The 18,083-nt window shown below is 37.7% G+C and carries 10 protein-coding genes; 1 reads left to right on the top strand and 9 read right to left on the bottom strand.

The window, feature by feature from the left end; genetic code table 11:
* Nucleotides 1–125: 125 nt before the first annotated feature.
* Complete coding sequence (locus tag KCG35_RS10495; protein WP_215819646.1) at nt 126–737, bottom strand: hypothetical protein; 612 nt, start codon at nt 735–737, stop codon at nt 126–128.
* A gap of 714 nt (nt 738–1,451) precedes the next feature.
* On the opposite strand from KCG35_RS10495, the gene KCG35_RS10490 reads away from it, so the two are divergent.
* Nucleotides 1,452–3,326, top strand: a complete 1,875-nt coding sequence (locus KCG35_RS10490; RefSeq protein ID WP_215819645.1) for a sensor domain-containing phosphodiesterase — start codon at nt 1,452–1,454, stop codon at nt 3,324–3,326.
* Between the two features lie 62 nt (nt 3,327–3,388).
* On the opposite strand, the gene KCG35_RS10485 is transcribed toward KCG35_RS10490, so the two are convergent.
* From KCG35_RS10485 to xseA, 8 genes are all read right to left on the bottom strand, one after another.
* Nucleotides 3,389–4,393, bottom strand: a complete 1,005-nt coding sequence (locus tag KCG35_RS10485; protein ID WP_215819644.1) for an HD domain-containing phosphohydrolase — start codon at nt 4,391–4,393, stop codon at nt 3,389–3,391.
* A complete protein-coding gene (locus KCG35_RS10480) occupies nt 4,365–7,856 on the bottom strand; it encodes a hybrid sensor histidine kinase/response regulator (RefSeq protein ID WP_215819643.1) in 3,492 nt (1,163 codons plus the stop codon). The genes KCG35_RS10485 and KCG35_RS10480 overlap by 29 nt, the downstream gene beginning before the upstream one ends.
* Before the next feature lie 204 nt (nt 7,857–8,060).
* Entirely contained in the window at nt 8,061–11,231 is a 3,171-nt protein-coding gene (locus KCG35_RS10475; RefSeq protein ID WP_215819642.1) for a response regulator, read from the bottom strand.
* Nucleotides 11,232–11,519: 288 nt separating this feature from the next.
* Complete coding sequence (locus KCG35_RS10470) at nt 11,520–12,866, bottom strand: hypothetical protein (protein ID WP_215819641.1); 1,347 nt, start codon at nt 12,864–12,866, stop codon at nt 11,520–11,522.
* Between the two features lie 202 nt (nt 12,867–13,068).
* The gene (locus KCG35_RS10465) at nt 13,069–14,202 is read right to left on the bottom strand and encodes a cysteine synthase family protein (RefSeq protein WP_215819640.1); all 1,134 of its coding nucleotides are present in this window, start codon (nt 14,200–14,202) and stop codon (nt 13,069–13,071) included.
* Nucleotides 14,203–14,330: 128 nt separating this feature from the next.
* A complete protein-coding gene (locus tag KCG35_RS10460; RefSeq protein WP_215819639.1) occupies nt 14,331–15,329 on the bottom strand; it encodes a DUF1015 family protein in 999 nt (332 codons plus the stop codon).
* Nucleotides 15,330–15,691: 362 nt separating this feature from the next.
* Entirely contained in the window at nt 15,692–16,042 is a 351-nt protein-coding gene (locus KCG35_RS10455; RefSeq protein WP_215819638.1) for a hypothetical protein, read from the bottom strand.
* 466 nt (nt 16,043–16,508) lie between these two features.
* The gene (gene xseA, locus KCG35_RS10450; protein ID WP_230409125.1) at nt 16,509–17,870 is read right to left on the bottom strand and encodes an exodeoxyribonuclease VII large subunit; all 1,362 of its coding nucleotides are present in this window, start codon (nt 17,868–17,870) and stop codon (nt 16,509–16,511) included.
* Between the last annotated feature and the right edge of the window lie 213 nt (nt 17,871–18,083).

Genomic DNA, 18,083 nt, shown 5'->3' with positions numbered 1-18,083 from the left:
TAGTTGTTGTTTAAAGTGTAGCAGAAGATTATGGGAGGATTTAAAGAGTATTATATGTTATTAACATTTATAGATACGATGTTACAACATACGTTTTCTTATAGTATACCTAAAGTGAATCATTTTTAAATATAAGTATGTTTATGAGTTTTCTTTTTTATCATCGTTTGAAAGCGCTCAGTAATGGTATTGCTGATTGACCTTATATCAAATTGGCTCAGTTCCGTGACTGCAGTAGGATCGAACCTATGTAAGTGCAAATAAGGTGAGTTTGCTTTAAACTCTTTTAGATCACCATTGAGTAAAATAGGTAAAAATGGAGTATTAAAACGGCGTAGGTACAATCTGTTTAGAAAAATAGATGCACTATCAAGTTCAATATGTTGTATTTTTTTAGTTTTTGCTTGTGTTAGACAAATAATTAATCCTTTTTTTTGAAAAACTTCACCGGGGAATAATAAAATCCCTGTGGATTTGATAGCTTCCTCGTTTACGCGGTTAAAAGTATCATGGAATGCAAAAGGATTGGGTAGAACAATTAAGTTACTATTATGATCTTTAGGTAGAATAACCTCAAAGTTGCTGTATATTTTTTCAACTGTAGGACTATACACACAAAAAGAAGACGATACAGACTGAAAAAAACGAATAGCTTTAGTTTTATTTGTTATCGATGATATATCCCAGAATAAATCTGGATTTTCTTGGGAGTTATTTAATGATGATGAGTCATTCATTGTCTGAATTTTTTACAAATACCTAATGCTACTAATAAAATTTTTTGAATGATTTTTATACATAATTGCAAGTTGTGAGTGTATAACTAATTGCTTATCTCATCTATAAGACAATAAACATCACTGATGATAGATCGTGGAACTGCCTTTTAGTTTCTAGTCAACACAATGCCTTGATGTCTCAATTAATATTTAAAAATTCTAGTTACTCTGTATTGTATAGTTTACTAATATTGCATGCAGTCCTCGCGTATACTAATATTGTACTTTTGTGCTATTTATTTTGCTGAGCTGTAACATTGTACATTAATTAATAGATTTAACTAGGTTTTTTTGTGGAGCTTGTGTCCCAAATGGATGTGCGTGCAAATTTTAGGTATGAGGATAGGGTAAACACTAAGGATTGCATGCATAAAGACGATTCGTGAAGGGAAGTAACGTAGTTTTTAAAAGGTGTGTTTCACAGCGACTTAATTGTTACAGAATGGGAGTGTAGGCTATAATAAAAAGAACAGCGTTACCAATAAAGTAACAAGCTAATTAAGGAAAAAGATATAAATTATAACAGAATTATAAATACCTCAAGTTGTAGCATTATTTGTCATCTGTAACGTTTATCTTAAGGGGTCTTCTAAAAATGTACTTTTTTAGAAGTGATCTTAATAGCAAAGGTGAAGATATTTAAGTGTTGGTTCTAAGATTATATTTAAGCTTATGGTTCAAACGGAAGCAATTGCTACTTTTAAAAAGCCTCCTCTTTCTCTAAATGAAGACGAGCGTATTAATGACTTAAAGTTACTTAATATTTTAGATACGTCTTCAGAAGAGCGTTTTGATCGCATTACAGAGTTGATGGCGGATGTGCTTGACGTTCCTATAGCATTGGTCTCACTGGTTGACTCTCATCGGCAATGGTTTAAGTCAACATGTGGACTCCAGGCTTCTGAAACATCACGTGATATTTCATTTTGTGGACATGCTATTCTAGAATCAGAAATTCTTGTTATTGAAGATGCTTATAAAGATAATCGCTTTGCCAATAACCCTCTTGTAGTGGGGGAGCCCTACATCCGCTTTTATGCGGGTGTTGTTTTACGAGGACCTATGGGACATCCTGTTGGTACATGCTGTATTATTGATAGAAAACCAAGAGTACTAACAGGGCGCCAGCGAAACCATTTATTAATTTTTTCTGATCTGGTAGAAAGTGAGCTGTTACATAATTACAATGTTTTTCAATTAAAAGAACAAACTATTTCAAACGCATTTTATGATCCTGTAACAGGACTTTCTAACCAACGGTTATTGATCGATAGGTTTCAACAAACAATAATCAACAATGATTCTTTCTCTAATATTGTTATTTGTATTATAAATATATGTCGATTTTCACATTTAATAAACGCTTGGGGAAGAAAAATCGGCGATCAGGTTTTACAGGATGTAGCTGTTCGCCTTAAAAGTGAATTAAAGAAAGAATATACCGTTGCTTATTTGGAAGGAGATAAATTTGCTGTCTTAGGGTTCACACGTAGAGCTAAAGAAGCTAATAATACAACAAATATTAAGTATGTACTTCCTTCAAAATTATGCTCAATTTTTCAAAAAAGCTTTTGTGTAAATGGCATTGATTTGTACTTAAAAGTAAGAGTTGGTGTGTCAGAGTATCCAGGTGATGGTAAAGATGCATTGACTTTACTTGAAAATGCAAGAATGTGCTCTAAATCAAGTAATAAGGATAGTGCCCTTTGTGTTGTTTATTTTTCGGATGAGTCATCTCAGCTTATAAGTCGCCAGTTTATTTTAGAACAACATTTACAGAAAGGGATTGAAAATAATAACTTTTATTTAGTATATCAACCGATTGTTTGTATAAACTCAGGAGAGATTATTGGCTTCGAAACATTGCTACGTTTTTGTGATTCTGTGCTGGGTGATGTTTCTCCATCAGAATTTATTCCTGTGGCAGAGCAAACAGGGTTGATTTCGCTCATTGGAGAGTGGGTGCTGAAAACAGTTTGCAAACATATTTGTCAGTGGAAAAAGGTTTCCAGTACTTTCTGTAAGCCTATTACGGTCAATCTTTCTGGAGTACAGTTGGTTGATAAGGGGCTTGTTACTGTTTTGTTGGGGATACTTGAAGAGTATGATGTGGGGTGTGATGCTGTCCAGTTTGAAGTGACCGAAAGTTGTATTTTAAAAGATTTTGATGCAGCCCTTATGAATATGAATTTACTTTCAAATTTAGGGTTTAAATTTTTAATTGATGATTTTGGTACGGGTTACTCTTCATTGAGTTATTTACAAAGGATGCCTATCTATAAGGTTAAACTGGATCGTAGCTTTATCATCAATATTGACAAGGAAAATGCTGACTGCATGCTGGTACACAATATAATAAACTTAAGTCATGATATAGGACTGGCTGTAGTGGCTGAAGGCGTTGAAAATAATGAACAACTTAGTATTTTAAAAGATTTAGGGTGTGACCAGGTGCAGTGCTTTTTAATCAGTAAGCCATTACCTTATCATATCGTATCCAAGCGAGTGAAGGATTCTGACTTCTGTTATAAAACTCAGTGCTTATAAGTTATTTATGCTTAGAATTGTTATCAATTTTATAGTTTTACAGCGCTAACTACTTTGGGTAATTATTCTGCCACTTTCATTTTTTTTTCTCTTTCATCCCATATTTTCTTGGTTTCAAGAATGTTAGGAAGAATGTTAAAAAACACTTCTACTAAGTGGGCGTCAAGATGGCTGTCGGCCATTTCTTCCATTGTTTTTAGCGTACGTTCTAAAGGCCAGGGTTCTTTATAAGGACGACGCATTGTTAAGGCATCAAAAACATCAGCAATGGCAACAATTCGAGCTGTTTCTGGAATCCGTTCGTTAGCGAGCCCATTCGGATAACCACTTCCATCCCAACGTTCATGATGGTTTAACGCAATTTCTGCGGCAAGTCGGAATACTGGTGCCTGACTTTGATTAAGAATATTAAAGCCAATTTGAGAGTGCTTTTTCATAATCAACCACTCGTCACTCGTGAGCTTACCTGGTTTTTGTAAAATCGCATCAGGAATACCAATTTTTCCTGTATCATGCATTGGCGCTGCTAGTTCTAGTAGCTTGGCATCTTCTTCACTCCAGCCAACTTCTTCTGCTATAAGCCGGGTATAAGCAGCCATCCGCCAAATATGAACTCCGGTATCTGTATCATTAAAATGGCCTGCTTCCCCTAACATATGAATGGCTGACCGGTGACTTGCCTCCAATGCAGATACCTGTATCAAGGATAAGTGAGTACGTACTCTTGCTCGCAAAATTGGCGGTGATATTGGCTTAGATATATAGTCAACGCCACCTACATCAAAGCCTGTTTGTTCATCAATTTCCTGATTTAATGATGTGACAAAAATAATAGGAATATCCACGCTACTGGGAGAGCTTTTTAAGTATTGGGCTACCTCAAACCCATTCATCCCAGGCATTTCAACATCTAGAAGAATGAGGGAGGGCTGATGTTTATTTACGGCTTCAATGCCTTCTGTTCCATTGCGTGCAAAAACAAGCCTATAGCTGCCCTGCAGAATTTCGCGGACGAGTGCAAGATTACAAGGTTCATCATCAATGCATAGAATGGGTTTTCTGTTCATGTTTTACCGTCCTTGATTCCAGCAAGGTGCGAATCAGTATTTCGGCTCCACGGAAGTCGAACATTTCAATGCAGGTTACCAGTTTTGACTGAAATTCTTTGGGTAATTTCCCTTCAAGTTTATGCAAAAGTGGTTCAATAATCTCAGGGTCATCTGTATTTAATGCTTGTAGAAGTTGATCACAGTACGTTTTAATTTCTTTAGACTTTACTGGTGGAGGGACAGCCTGTTGTTGACCACTCACATCTTGAATTTGAGAGGAAAGATAGTTTTGAATAATGGAAAGGGTTTTTTGCATTGTCGCCTGTAAGGCTTGAGCTAAACTTTCATTGTTTTGTTGGTTACTTTTATGTTGAGAGTCTTGTAGTGCTTGCTCTAACGCATCAGCTTCATTGGCGGCACGGAATAATGAGAGTGTACCCGCAGCACCTTTTAACTTATGAACAATGGCCTTGGCTTGTTCCGTATCACCTTGATGGAGAGCATTGTTTACTTGTATAGCATCGTCACTATGACTATGTATGAAAACGTTTAACTGCTTATGGTATGACGCAACTTTTCGCCATCTGCGTTTACCATCTTCAATATCAACTAATGGCTTTTCAGTGATCGCATTGGGCTCTGCTGAATGTTCAAGGTGAGCCTCTTGATCTGTATGGGGCGTTTGAATATCTGGTGGTTGATTTGAGCTGTTGTCTTCTTGTGTTTTGTTACTGCTTGAGGAGGAGGCAAGTTTTTTACCACACAGCCGTAGTGTAGCATTAACGAGTTCAGTGATATCAAAAGGCTTGGATACGAACTCATTGATACCTGCTTTAAAGGCTTCATCTTGTTGTATTTTAAATGCACCTGCTGTCAATGCAATAACAGGTAAGTGGTGAAGTGAAGGTGTTGAACGAATTTTTCGGGTTGCTTCGTAACCGTCCATAACAGGCATTTGCATATCCATCAAAACAACATCAAATGATGTGTTTTCAGTTTCCAGAACTTTTAATGCATGTAGTCCATTTTCGGCAACATCAACAATTGCGCCTTCTCCTGTCAGTATATCTTCAGCTACATCACGGTTTATTTCACTGTCATCAACAACAAGAATACGTATTCCTTTCAAGCGTTGTGTGGGAGGTAGATTTTTCTGTGTTTTTGTTGGTGATCGACGATTTTTGGCATCTAAAACAGCATTATACAGGCAGGAACTGGTGACGGGTTTAGTCAGTATACCATCAACCAGATAATGTTCTGGTTGCTCAAATAGCTGTTGGCGGTCATAGGCCGTAACCATAATAATGATGGGCGACTTCCAGCCTGGAAATTTTTCTTTAATTTCGGCTGCGGCTGCAAGACCATCTACTCCGGGCATTCGCCAGTCGAGCAATAAAATATCATAGGACGGTTGATGGATATTATTGACAGCTTCAATGGCTTTAATACCTGAATCAACTGTAACTGCATTCCACCCTAAACTTGCGGCAGTATCGGAAAGTAACAGCCGAGCTGTATTATTGTCATCAGCAATTAAAATACGTTGATGTAACATTTCTGGCACTGAACTATAGGAAGGATCACTACAGCCAAAAGACAATGTAAAGAAAAATTCACTGCCTTTACCTAATGTACTATTTAAATGTAACTGACCTCCCATCAACTTAACTAAATGTCGGCTGATCGTTAGTCCTAGCCCTGATCCTCCAAAGTTCCTTGTGGTAGAGGCATCTACTTGACTAAATGACTCAAAAATTTGCTTTTGCTTGTGTTTAGGAATACCAATACCTGTGTCTTTGACTGAAAAACGAAGATGTATAGTGTTATTGGGTTGATCACTGTTGACTCGAGTGATACCCAAGACAACCTCACCTTTTTCGGTAAACTTGATTGCATTACTGACTAAATTAATAAGTACTTGTCCAAGACGTAATGGATCACCTTTTAAAAAGTCGGCACCATCTGGAGCAGGTGCAACGACGACTTCAACGGACTTCTGACCAACAGCTGACGACATAATATTGGCTAAGTTGTCGAGTACTTCAGATAGTTGAAAAGGTATGTTTTCAATTTCAAGTCGGCTAGCTTCTATTTTAGAGAAATCTAAAATATCATTGATAATACCCAGTAACGCTCGTCCTGAACTATGTATTTTTCGTACCATTGCAATAGCTGATGGCGATAAATTTTCTTGTTTTTCTAATAGGTAGGCTAATCCAAGAATAGCATTCATGGGCGTTCTAATTTCGTGACTCATATTGGATAAAAAGTCAGATTTGGCTTGATTGGCTTGTTCTGCCGTACTCATAGCGGCTTGAAGTTCATCGGCGCGTTTAGCCATTTCTTCTGCATAGGTATGCTCAGTCTTTCGCTGTAATTCCAGCGCGTTGGCGGCCTCCTTCAAGGCAGTTGCTTCTTTTTGCTGTAGGCGAGTAAGCCTCAATGTTCCCATAAATAAAATGACGAGTAGCAGCATGGTCATAGCAATTGTCTGTGAGGCTTTTACTTCAAGCTGAGGTAAATATTGGTTATTAGGTGTGAAATGAATTAAGTACCAGGAATACTTGAGTTTATGAAGTTGAAGTGGAGTAGGTTCGTATTGATCTTGACTATTTTGTTGACTGACTTTAATGGTATGAAGGGGATACACAGTGTGATATACCCAATACCCTTCAGATGTTTCAAATGCACCACTTTCCTTGGTCGATATATCAGCCCAAGCTTCAGGATAACGATGAGCGACACTTAACTCTGGCTTTTCGAACATAAACCCCCACTCATCTTTATGGGTAGGTCCAAGTAACCAGTGCCCTTTTTTATTGGTTAACCAAAGATGATTTCGATTAACAATACGGAGCTGTTCCAGCATATCTGTACTGTTAAAGTTAAGAACAATAATGCCACGTCTTTCACCTCCTTCGTTAATTAATGGGGTGGCTATGCGAATGGTTGGTTTTCGTGGTAATTCGACTTTTCCTTGTTCAACATTAAGGTCAAGCGTAGAAATATAAATTTCATCTTTTTTAAGCTTATGCGTTTCAGTGAAATAATAGCGACTAGCTTTATTTTGTAATTGTTGCGTTGATACTGCGAATGATTTACCACTATTGTAGTTAATACGTGCTTGTTCCATACCCGTTTCATCAATCCAACGGATTTGGTCATAAACTTGTTTCACGTAAGAAAAACTGATCCATTGTTGCTTAATATTTTTAAGTGACAACGGTGTTTTATTATTAAGTAATTTACTTAGCTCTTTTTCTTTGGCTAAGAATAATAAATCACCGGTGATCAAATCAAAATTTCGAGAAATAGTCGCTCGACCTGCATCAACACTTGCCTGGCTGGTAAGTCTAAGTTGGCCATATATTTGTTCTGCTTGAACTTGATAGAAAAAATAAGCAATTCCTAAAAGCAGAAAGGATACAGGTAAAAATAAAATCAAAAAATGCTTGACAAAAAAATGGCGTGTTTGGGACATGTATTCACTACCAAATTGTTATTTAATATACCCTTTATTTGTTATGGGTATAGATTAATACACTTGATCGTTTTTTACCTGAAAGTGAACTTCGTAGATGAATATATTTTGGAAAAAGGTTTATTGAATACTATTATAGTGTAATTTTAGTCGTCATTCTTCAAAACTAATAATACAGAAGAATTACCCTGACCCAAGGAAAAACTATGAGGTTAGTGTGGGTGTTTTACTTGAGCTGGTATTAGCGCTGTCTGTAAGATATTCGTTTACAGTGCTGATTGTCTGGTTTAGTGTGGAACATAATGTCTGTACTTTTTTATGATCAACGCGTTTACTGGGTTCCACTTCTTTTCGAAAAGTAATTTCTAATGCGCGCGCGTCTTGAGCAACACGTGTTAGTGATAAGTTATTGGCAACATTTTGTAATGTATGAGTAATTATTTTTGCAGATTCAATGTTGTTATGTCTTAAAGCATCACAAATTTTTTGTACATCCTTGTTGTGATCTGTTGTGAAGTTTGTTAATTGGACATAAAATTTGTCAAGTTCATTCCACTTTTCTGTTGCATCATCTATGTCAAGTAAAGGTATATGGTTTGACTCGCTGGTTTTTTGAGTGCTGTATTCTTCAATAAAGGGGATGTCATTTTTACTTAATTTAGTAAGACTGCGCGTAACATAGACTAATTCATTATGATTAAATGGCTTTGGAATACATTGATTAATACCTGCCATAAATTCTTTTGAATGCTGGTGTTTCATGTCTTCTGCAGAAATAGCAACGATTGGTATTGAGGCGATAGTGGGGTCAGTTCTTATTTGTTGTATAGCCTCATAACCATCAATGATCGGCATTTGTAAATCCATAAAAACAATATCATACTGGTCTGGGTGTGTTCGCAAGATTGATAATGCATCTGCACCATTTTCAGCAAGTGCAACATGAGCACCTTCTTCAACGAGTATATTTCGCGCTATTGTACGGTTGATTTCACTATCATCAGCGACAAGAGCCTGAATCCCCTTTAATCTCTGTGTTGGTATTTTTTCAGATTTATACTGGGCAGAACGTCGCATTTGTGACTCGAGTGCTACATTGTATAAAGTGGAGGCGGTGATAGGTTTTGTCAAAACATAATCAATAAATGAAGATTGAGTGTTGTCATACAGAGATTTTCGCTTATAAGCGCTGGTCATTAAGATGGTCTGGAAAGACATATGAGAAAATGTTTCATTCACTTTTGTCGCAAAAGTCACTCCATCCATATCAGGCATTTGCCAGTCGATTAATAAAAGATCAAATGGTTTGTCATTACATTGACTTACTAACTTTAAAGCTTCTTCACATGAAGAGGTTGAGTAAGCAGTCCAACCAAGACTCTCAACACTTTCAGAGATTAACGTGCGAGCAGACGCATTGTCATCAATCACTAAGACATGTTGGTGAAATGCTGGGTCAACCTGATTGAGGGCTGGATTACTTGACTCAAAAGGAATAACGAAAAAAAACTCGCTGCCTTTACCTACTTCACTTTTTACGCCAATTTCTCCACCCATCATTTCGATCAAGTGCCGGCTAATCGTTAAGCCTAAACCAGTACCTCCGTATATGCGTGTTTGAGAGGAATTGGCTTGTGTAAATGAGTTAAATATTTGTTGCTGTTTTTCTTGGGGGATACCTATTCCAGTATCAATCACAGAAAAACGTAATAGAATAGGTGCCATAACCGGTTCGTTATTCACGGGAGAAACATTTACAATGATTTCTCCTTTTTCGGTAAATTTAATGGCATTACTAACAAGGTTAGTCAGGATTTGTCCAAGGCGGAGTGGGTCTCCTATTAGGTGTTCAGCATGGGACGGTGGTGGTGCAATGGCCACTTCGATTGGTTTTTGGCCCACGGTTGTAGCCATAATGCTGGCAAGGTTATCAAGTACTTCAGACAGTTGAAAGGGAATGCTTTCTATTTCCAGTTTGTTAGCTTCAATCTTTGAAAAATCGAGAATATCATTGATTACACCCATTAAAGACTGACCTGCACTGTAAATGCGTTGTACCATACTTTGAGCGGAAGAAGATAAATCTTCTTGTTTTTCTAATAAGTAAGTAAGACCTAGAATTGCGTTTAAGGGGGTACGTATTTCGTGTCCCATATTTGAAAGAAAATTGGTTTTTGATTGATTCGCTCGTTCTGCGCTGTCTTTAGCGACTTGTAATTCGTAAGCGTGTTTGGCGATCTCTATTACATGCGCTTGTTCTGCTTTTCGTTTGGCATTATTGGAATGCGCTACTTGATATAATGCATGTGTTTTTGTTCGTTGTACTAACGAATAACGCCATGTGATGGCTAATAAAACCAAAAATAGTAAAAGCGTTGAAGTAATAAATTGAATCCGGGTTTCTTTTAACAAAGGCCAGTACTCACTCGCTGGAATAAAGTGAATCAGCTTCCAGGTGTTATGAGGGAGAGAATTGGGTTGTTGCGAAGCCTTTTGGTTATGATGAAGTGCTGAGCTTTGAGTTGATAATGGATTAACCGTTAAGAATGTCCAAAAACCAGACTCGGTCTCAAGGCTGCCACTTTCGTGACTAACAATATAGGTCCAGGCTTTTGGAAAACGGTTTACCATCGTCAGATCTGTACGATCAAACATAAAGCCCCATTCATCAGGTTTGCTAGGACCTAATAACCAATAACCATCCTCATTTGTAAGCCAGATATGGTTGTTGCTTATTGAGCGCAGTAAGGTAAGCATATCTCCGCTCGCATAGTTAAGTATAACGATACCTCGTCGGTTGTTATTACTATCAAAAACAGGTGTGCTTACCCGCAGCGTTGGCTTGTGTGGTTCTTCAATACGGTGATGCTCAATATTTAAATCAAGCGCGGAAAGAAAAGTGTCATCACGCGATAATTTGTTTGTCTCAGAAAAATAATAACGATCAGCTTTATTTTGTAGCTGTTTTATAGGAATAAAGGTTGGTTGACCATCGTTGTTACTATTGACGCGAATACGCTCCAAACCATGCTCGTCGATCCAGCGGACTTGATCGTATATGGTTTTAGTGCGAATAAAATTGATCCACTCGTTGTGGATGTTATGTAAGGTTTCTGGTTTGGGGGCGTTAATATATTCGTTAAGTTCTGACTCATGAGAGAGAAAAATGACATCGCTTGTGATCAAGTCAAGACTTCTTAAAACAGTGGTATTGCCTGCTCTAACTACTTCTTGGCCAGTAAGCATCAGCCTATTATAAATACGCTCATTCTCAAGTTCATAACCTAAATAGGTAAGAGCTGAAATTAAAATAGCAACGGGCAAAAAAATTCTAGCCAGATACTTTACAAAAAAATGCCTTCTTGATTTCATCATAAATGAGTTTGCGCAGGATATCCTTGTATCACAGTAGTATAGATATATTTTATTAAAAATGGTGTCTACTTTTTCAAGTATACCCAATACGAAGAGTTTAAAGGGGCGGCCGTCAAGCGATGAAACTCCAGGAGTTTATATTAATATGTGACTGGGGTGGCAGTTAAATGCTCCTGCATAAACTGCATTCACACTATCCTTGGTGTTCAAAAACGCTGACAACAAACCCTAAAAATGATTCGTGAGGGTATAGATACCATTGTTTGTCTTATTATGAAATTTAAGTGACTAGTTGTTTATGGTTTTTATCGATGTTCTTGTTGTGATTTTTAAGGGAATCATGCGTATTAGTCTCATTAGGGATATTGTGTGCCCATCATTGATATTATTTTTTAATTGATAGGCTAATAAGAAGACTTCAAGTAGTGTTGTCAGGCAAACAATGATTGCAAACCAAGCAGGGCTTGCATTTAAATACATCATGAAAAGAGCACCTGCAATTAGCATTAGGTTGGCAATAAGTGCTGATCGCCCAATGACCGCTGTTGAGCTTTGTACCATATGTAAACCTTGACAGAAGTTTTGCAGAGACATCAATAATGGTAGCAGGCTACAGACAAGTAAAATATCCTGAATGCCTAAAAGTAACTTATCCTGTTTACCTGCATAATAGTGAAGGAATTCATGACCCCAAGGCGTAGTGGCTAGCAGAAATAAAAGTAAACTAAAGCTACAGCCAATGCTTATCGAAAATAGGCAAAGTGTTGTTTTGTGTGTGTGGTTTATGTTACGTATGACAAGTTGTTGCAACATTCTTACACCATTACTGATACTGATGACTAATGCCCAACCTGCTGCCCAAATAGCAACATTTAAAGTGCTTGTCATCGCGATTAATAGAGGCAGTAATAAACGGGCTCCCCACAGTGAAATCATTGATTGTGCTAACGGCCAGTAATAGCGACTCATTGCCATTAAATTGTCAGGTAAAGGTGAAGCACTACAGTCCTCCTGCAGTGTAATTTTGTTAATTTTATTTCGGATAAATAACAGTTCACTCACAGCGCCAGTTAATAAAGCGGCTGCGGCAATCCATGCACCTTGGTGGGTGAAGAAGGCCATCGTAAAAGCGGTAATGGTTAATAGTAAACATCGCAGTAATGAACCCTTGGCAATAATATGAGTAAACCCTGCGCGTATAATTTGGCCTTGCCAGTATCGACGTAGACTGATAACCAATGGCCAAGGACAGAGTAATAAAACGAGTAGTGAAGCTGATTGCCAAAGGGATGTATCAACTTGGAAAAACATGGAAAGCGCTGGAAAGCAACCAATGAGTAGCATCCCTATCATCAGACCGATACTCAGGATCAGAGTAAATTGAAACAAAAGCTTGCGTGCTCTTGCTTGATAAGCCATGGCATTCGCAGTGGGTAAAATAGGAATAATAGGGCTCTCAAAAAAAACAGCAATGCTTTTGCCTAATGCAAATGCAGCAAGATAGTGTGTACTATCAGGTAAACTCGCCAATACAAATATAATAATAGGGTCACCCAGAGCCATGACGATATCACTGGTGGCCATTGGTATAAATTGTTTTAGTAAATTACGGGATGAGCCATTAACCTTGCTCATAAATAACTCCTTAATATACCCTTAATTTAAGGGCGTTTTTGCTTTTGGGGCAATCGCCCTAAAAAATATTCACAACAAACCCTAAAAATGATTCATGAAGGGTTATAACTCCCTTCACATAAACAAAAGCGTGTGAAGGGAGCTTTTGGCTTAGTGGAGATCTAAACAACAGTGTTTAGATATCTTGATGCATAAGCATTATTTATTCATTCTGATGTTGACCTGAAAAGCTAATCGCTGGTACGTGTTGGTTAATACTAATGTGTGAAGTAGGTGAGTAAATAGGTTGTAGTTGTTGCTGAATAGCAGCATTAAGTTCGTGCTGCTCTAGAAGGGGAAGGTTATTTTTTTGTAACCATTGTGGATTGAAAACAGTATCTAAATAACGGTCTCCCCGATCAGGATTAATAAGTACTATAGATACGTTGTGCGACTGTTGTTGTAAGTATGCAAGACCCGCACTCACAATGGCCCCTGTTGATGCACCTAATAATAATCCCTCCATTCGTGCTAAATAATGACACATTGAAAAAGCAATTTGGTCTGTGACATTATAACCATAGTCTAAAAAATCATAACTAAATTCAGGAGGCACAAATGATAAGCCTAGACCTGTCATTTTATAGGGATGACGGGGCATACCGAGTACACCTGAACCAGCGACATCAACACAAATAATATCAGTATGAGGTGAGTGTTGACGAAAATGGCGGGCTATGCCTGCCAACTGCCCAGCAGTACTGACACCTAATACAATTGCATCAGGCATTGGATTAAATGCAGCCGTAATTTCCTGTGCGGTGTATACTTGATGTGCAGCAGGATTATTAGGATTAAGGTGCTGGCAAGGATAAAATGAGTTACTGATTTTTTGAGATAATTCTTTGGCTTTGGCCATACGTGCCTTTTGCATTGAACCAGCAGCATCTGCTTGGTTTAAGGGAACTTCCACCAGTTGTGCGCCATAAGCGTTTAGCATTTTTAACACGGGCGGTGGCGTTTTGGCATCAATAACAATGATGACATGATAACCCTTTGCCGCGCCAATACTGGCGAGTGCTAAACCAAAATTCCCTGAGCTTGATTCAATAATAGTGCCTCCTGGTTTAAGTAAGCCTTCTTTTTCTGCTTGATTAATCAGATAGGCGGCATTTTTGTCTTTGATACTACCGGAAGGATTACACGATTCAAGTTTCATAAAAACGCGATGTTTTTTGCAAAGTGAATGAATTCGGTTAAGTTGAACAAAAGGTACATGACCTATTGCGTGATCAACAGATTTGGCAATAAAACTATTGGATATCACTGTTGAAGCGTCTGATGCTAAAGATAACATTTTATTCCCTTTAATATTATCTAGACCCATAGAACAGGGTGTATGTAAAAATTATGGTTGAGTATAGCCTTCAAGAATCATCTTTAGAGTTTATTGTCGTGCTTTTTTGAAAGGGACAATAACCCTTATTACTCTCCAGGTGTGGCTAAAAAAGGAGTCACATGTTCTACTGGTTTAAAGAGAAAACAAGTTGATTTCTTTGGCAATAATGAGCCATTTAATGCTGTGTTATACATGGCAGAAACGCTAGGAGGTTTTATTTTTATACGGAGCTGGTTAGTTGGATTCATGTTATTGTGTGGAACATTATTTTCTATTAAGTCTTCACTAGTGATACCATCAAGGCCTTTATATGTTTTTAATGCGTTTAGAATATGCATATATTGAAGACATGAATCGCTAAACTGTTTGCCATTCTCATAGTTGTTTATCCTAAAACTAGCATGCAGACCATTAAACAGGATATGGTAGTCTTCGTGTGTTTGGGCACAGCTGACTAAACCTGATTTTTTTAGGTGATGAAGGAATGCAAACCAACAGAGTTGTTGGTTCATGGAAGCAACCAAATCGAAACTTTTAACCACCGCTTGGGTAGTATGTGTAATAAACACGGGAAGTGATGGAGATACACCCTGGTCGTGAAATAATTGTTTCTGGGCTGCAAAACGGTGATGCCCATCTGCAATCATAAAGTGTTCAATACTATTAAGGCAAGACATGAGCTGTCTGGTATATTCAGTGTTGTTAATTTTTATAAAGGAGTGTGTTAAACCATTAATAGAAACAGAATAAGTAGGAGAGTATTGCTTAAACCATGCAGACAAACGATTAAATAGAAAGAGTTTACTTTGTGTTACCAAGTAACATGGTGAATTAATGGGTTCATATATCATGGTTCGCTCAATTTCTTTTACATGATACTCGTCTATTTTTTCATGTGGAACAATTTTGGATCTCACATGAGAATGTGACTGATTGTAATAACAGCTAATACCAATACTGGAATGATAATTATTTTTAATGTGGCCTGAGATACGATAAAGCAGTAGGTGCGACATCGTAAAATTGTTATGAAGCACTGTTTTTGCGCTGATATTTCTTTGTTGATATGCTTGATGAAGTAACATGATTTTTCCTCTTAAAATATACCCTTTGCAAATAGCTAACCTATTTGTGTGTGGGTATTTTTTTTAAGCAAAACAATCTCACCCATGTGATTAGATACATAGGGAAAATGTGTTTCTCTAATATGTTGTTTAAGTGTTATTCTCGTGGCAATTATTAATGTTGTTAGATTTTTTTAGTTGGTCTCAAAAAGCTATATGGCTGCTTGAAAAATCTAAAATAGCTTTATTAGAAAATACATAATGCTTTTTAATTCATCATAAAGCTGCAATTTAGTTTTCTAGAGTTGCTAAGGGTGATGAATTACTGATAGCAGTCTGTTTTTTTAGACACCACTGTTTATCTGTTGACATTGCCAACGAGCTTAAACATGGAAGATGATAGGTGGACGAAAGGGTAAGGCGTAATAGCCTGTTATTATGAAAGAGGGTTGAGATACACAATAAAGATTTGTATTACAGATAACCGTAATATCTTTATATTTGGTTAAGGGAGAACAATTTCCATAACAGCCATGACAGTCGTCACTGCTCGTTTCATGCTCCTCAATAATATGGTCAATTTGTGAGTGCGCACTATGAATATGGCTTTCAGTAGAAATTAACTGCAAGCTATTGGTAAAAGAGCTTGTATTCTCTATATGGAGCTTACTTACTAAAAAGTGTAGCGCAAGAAGCACTAGAGAAAGTAACAGTAATTGAATTGTTAGCTTCATAGCAACGCCTGTAATCCATTACACATGATTGCTTTATCCAAAAAACCGTTGTTAGCCTTTGTTGAATGCAGATTCTACAGCCATAAAACGATAAGTAGTATATTCATTATGACGTCTATGACATAGCAAACAGTTTGTAGTTCAACTTTTTTAATTAATTTCTGAAAAGAAATTTTGACTGCATTTTTACTGTGTAAATACCACGTAGATATGTTTACCTTGTATACTAAACCACTAAAATTATTTTTTCTACACATTTTAACGGTGAAATCAGGTTTAGGATAAATTTAATAAGCTTTAAGAATATGCGCAAAACAAGGCCTAAGTAACTTTTGGTGTAGAAACATCCTTTTTTGGGTTTTAAAGCTACAAGAAAAGAAACATTTTACCTCTTGAGAAAGAGGTAAAATCCTACAAAAACATATAAATTATAATGTGCTGGGTAAAAGGCATACAATAAATAGGTTTATTTATTTTTTTGATGTGTTTCGACGACATGGCAGATAAGCTCGCCATCGGATAACCGGGCGGTTATTTGGTCGCCAGGAATAACCTCTTGTGTTGTACGTATAATTTGCTGGTCTTTTTTAATAATGGCATAGCCTCGCTCAAGTGTGGCAAGAGGGCTAAGAGTTTGAAGACGTTGTACAAGGTTAACTAATTTTTGTTGGTAGTTTGGCAGTAAATGCTGAATCGTTTTGCTTAAACTTTGTTGTTGGTGAGTTAAACGTTGCTGTAATAAACGGATGTGTTGCTGCGGAGATTGTTGGAGGATTCGAGCCTGTTGGGTGTGTAATTGGGTTTGTTTTTGGAGAAAGTTATGTCGTATAGCCTGTTGCAGACGTAATTCTATGTCATCCAGTCGTTGTTGCTGGTCTTGTATACGCTGTCCTGGATGGCGCATACGTTTTTGAAGCCACTGTAAACGTTCCTGATGACGTTGTAGCTGTGTTGCAATAATGTCATGAAATATTTGTTGATAGCCTTGGAAGTTGGCCATTAATTCTGCTTGATCTAAGCTTAACAATTCGGCAGCAGCTGATGGTGTTGCTGCCCGTAAATCGGCAACCAGGTCTGCAATGGTTATGTCGATTTCATGACCAACAGCGCTTATGACAGGCAGTTTGCTATCTTGAATGACATAAGCAAGCTGCTCATCATTAAATGCCCATAAATCCTCTAGAGAGCCCCCACCACGAGTAAGAAGAACGGCTTGCCAGTCGCCAATACCACTATTGGCAAGTTTTAGCGCATGAATTAATTGTGCAGGTGCTTCTTTACCCTGAACAGCACTAGGAATAATCGTGACCTCAAGTGCTGGAAAACGGCGTTTGAGCACGGTGAGTACATCACGAATGGCTGCACCTGTTGGAGAAGTAATAATAGCAATATGTTGTAGCCCTGAAGGGATAGGGCGTTTGTTTTCGGTTGCAAATAATCCTGCTGCGGCTAGCTTTAATTTTAACTGTTCAAATGCTCGTCTTAAGGCGCCATCCCCAGACTCTTCCATAAAATCGACAACTAGCTGGTAATCGCCACGCCCTTCATAAAGGCCCACTTTCCCGCGTACCAACACTTGAGTCCCGTCTTCAGGAATAAAACCCAGCAACCGGTTTCTGCCTCTAAACATGGCGCAGCGGATTTGGGCCTGGCTATCCTTCAGCGTGAAGTACCAATGACCAGAACTGGGAATCGCCAGGTTGGAAATCTCACCTTCAACCCAGACTTGTGCAAAACTGACTTCAAGTAAGCGCCTGACCCTTTGGTTAAGCGCCGAAACAGATAAAATATCGCGTGTTTCAGTCTCTTGGGTTGCAGCTATACTCAAAACGGCAGATCCTTATTTGAAAATATGAATGTGTTAAATAGGGACACAATGTTGATTGATTAATCAGTGTTTTTTTACTGCATCTTTAAGTTGCTGTAAGAGCGAATGATTTTACAGCAGGACACAATAAAAATCATGATGAGTCCTCGTTTTGTGTTGTGAGGTTTTATAGCGGACGTTATAATAAATGAATTTTATCTTCCCACCAGCAAT

It is taken from the genome of Zooshikella harenae (assembly GCF_018837975.1).
GTDB classification, from domain to species: domain Bacteria; phylum Pseudomonadota; class Gammaproteobacteria; order Pseudomonadales; family Zooshikellaceae; genus Zooshikella; species Zooshikella harenae.
Note: the sequence above shows the minus strand (reverse complement) of the source record. Positions and strands in the feature narration are given on the sequence as shown.

Bases quoted from the DNA above. Each gene is read 5' to 3' on its own strand.
- KCG35_RS10480 (WP_215819643.1), bottom strand. From the start codon at position 7,856: ATGTCCCAAACACGCCATTTTTTTGTCAAGCATTTTTTGATTTTATTT.
- KCG35_RS10485 (WP_215819644.1), bottom strand. From the start codon at position 4,393: ATGAACAGAAAACCCATTCTATGCATTGATGATGAACCTTGTAATCTT.
- KCG35_RS10490 (WP_215819645.1), top strand. From the start codon at position 1,452: ATGGTTCAAACGGAAGCAATTGCTACTTTTAAAAAGCCTCCTCTTTCT.
- KCG35_RS10475 (WP_215819642.1), bottom strand. From the start codon at position 11,231: ATGATGAAATCAAGAAGGCATTTTTTTGTAAAGTATCTGGCTAGAATT.
- KCG35_RS10460 (WP_215819639.1), bottom strand. From the start codon at position 15,329: ATGTTACTTCATCAAGCATATCAACAAAGAAATATCAGCGCAAAAACA.
- KCG35_RS10495 (WP_215819646.1), bottom strand. From the start codon at position 737: ATGAATGACTCATCATCATTAAATAACTCCCAAGAAAATCCAGATTTA.
- KCG35_RS10465 (WP_215819640.1), bottom strand. From the start codon at position 14,202: ATGTTATCTTTAGCATCAGACGCTTCAACAGTGATATCCAATAGTTTT.
- KCG35_RS10455 (WP_215819638.1), bottom strand. From the start codon at position 16,042: ATGAAGCTAACAATTCAATTACTGTTACTTTCTCTAGTGCTTCTTGCG.
- KCG35_RS10470 (WP_215819641.1), bottom strand. From the start codon at position 12,866: ATGAGCAAGGTTAATGGCTCATCCCGTAATTTACTAAAACAATTTATA.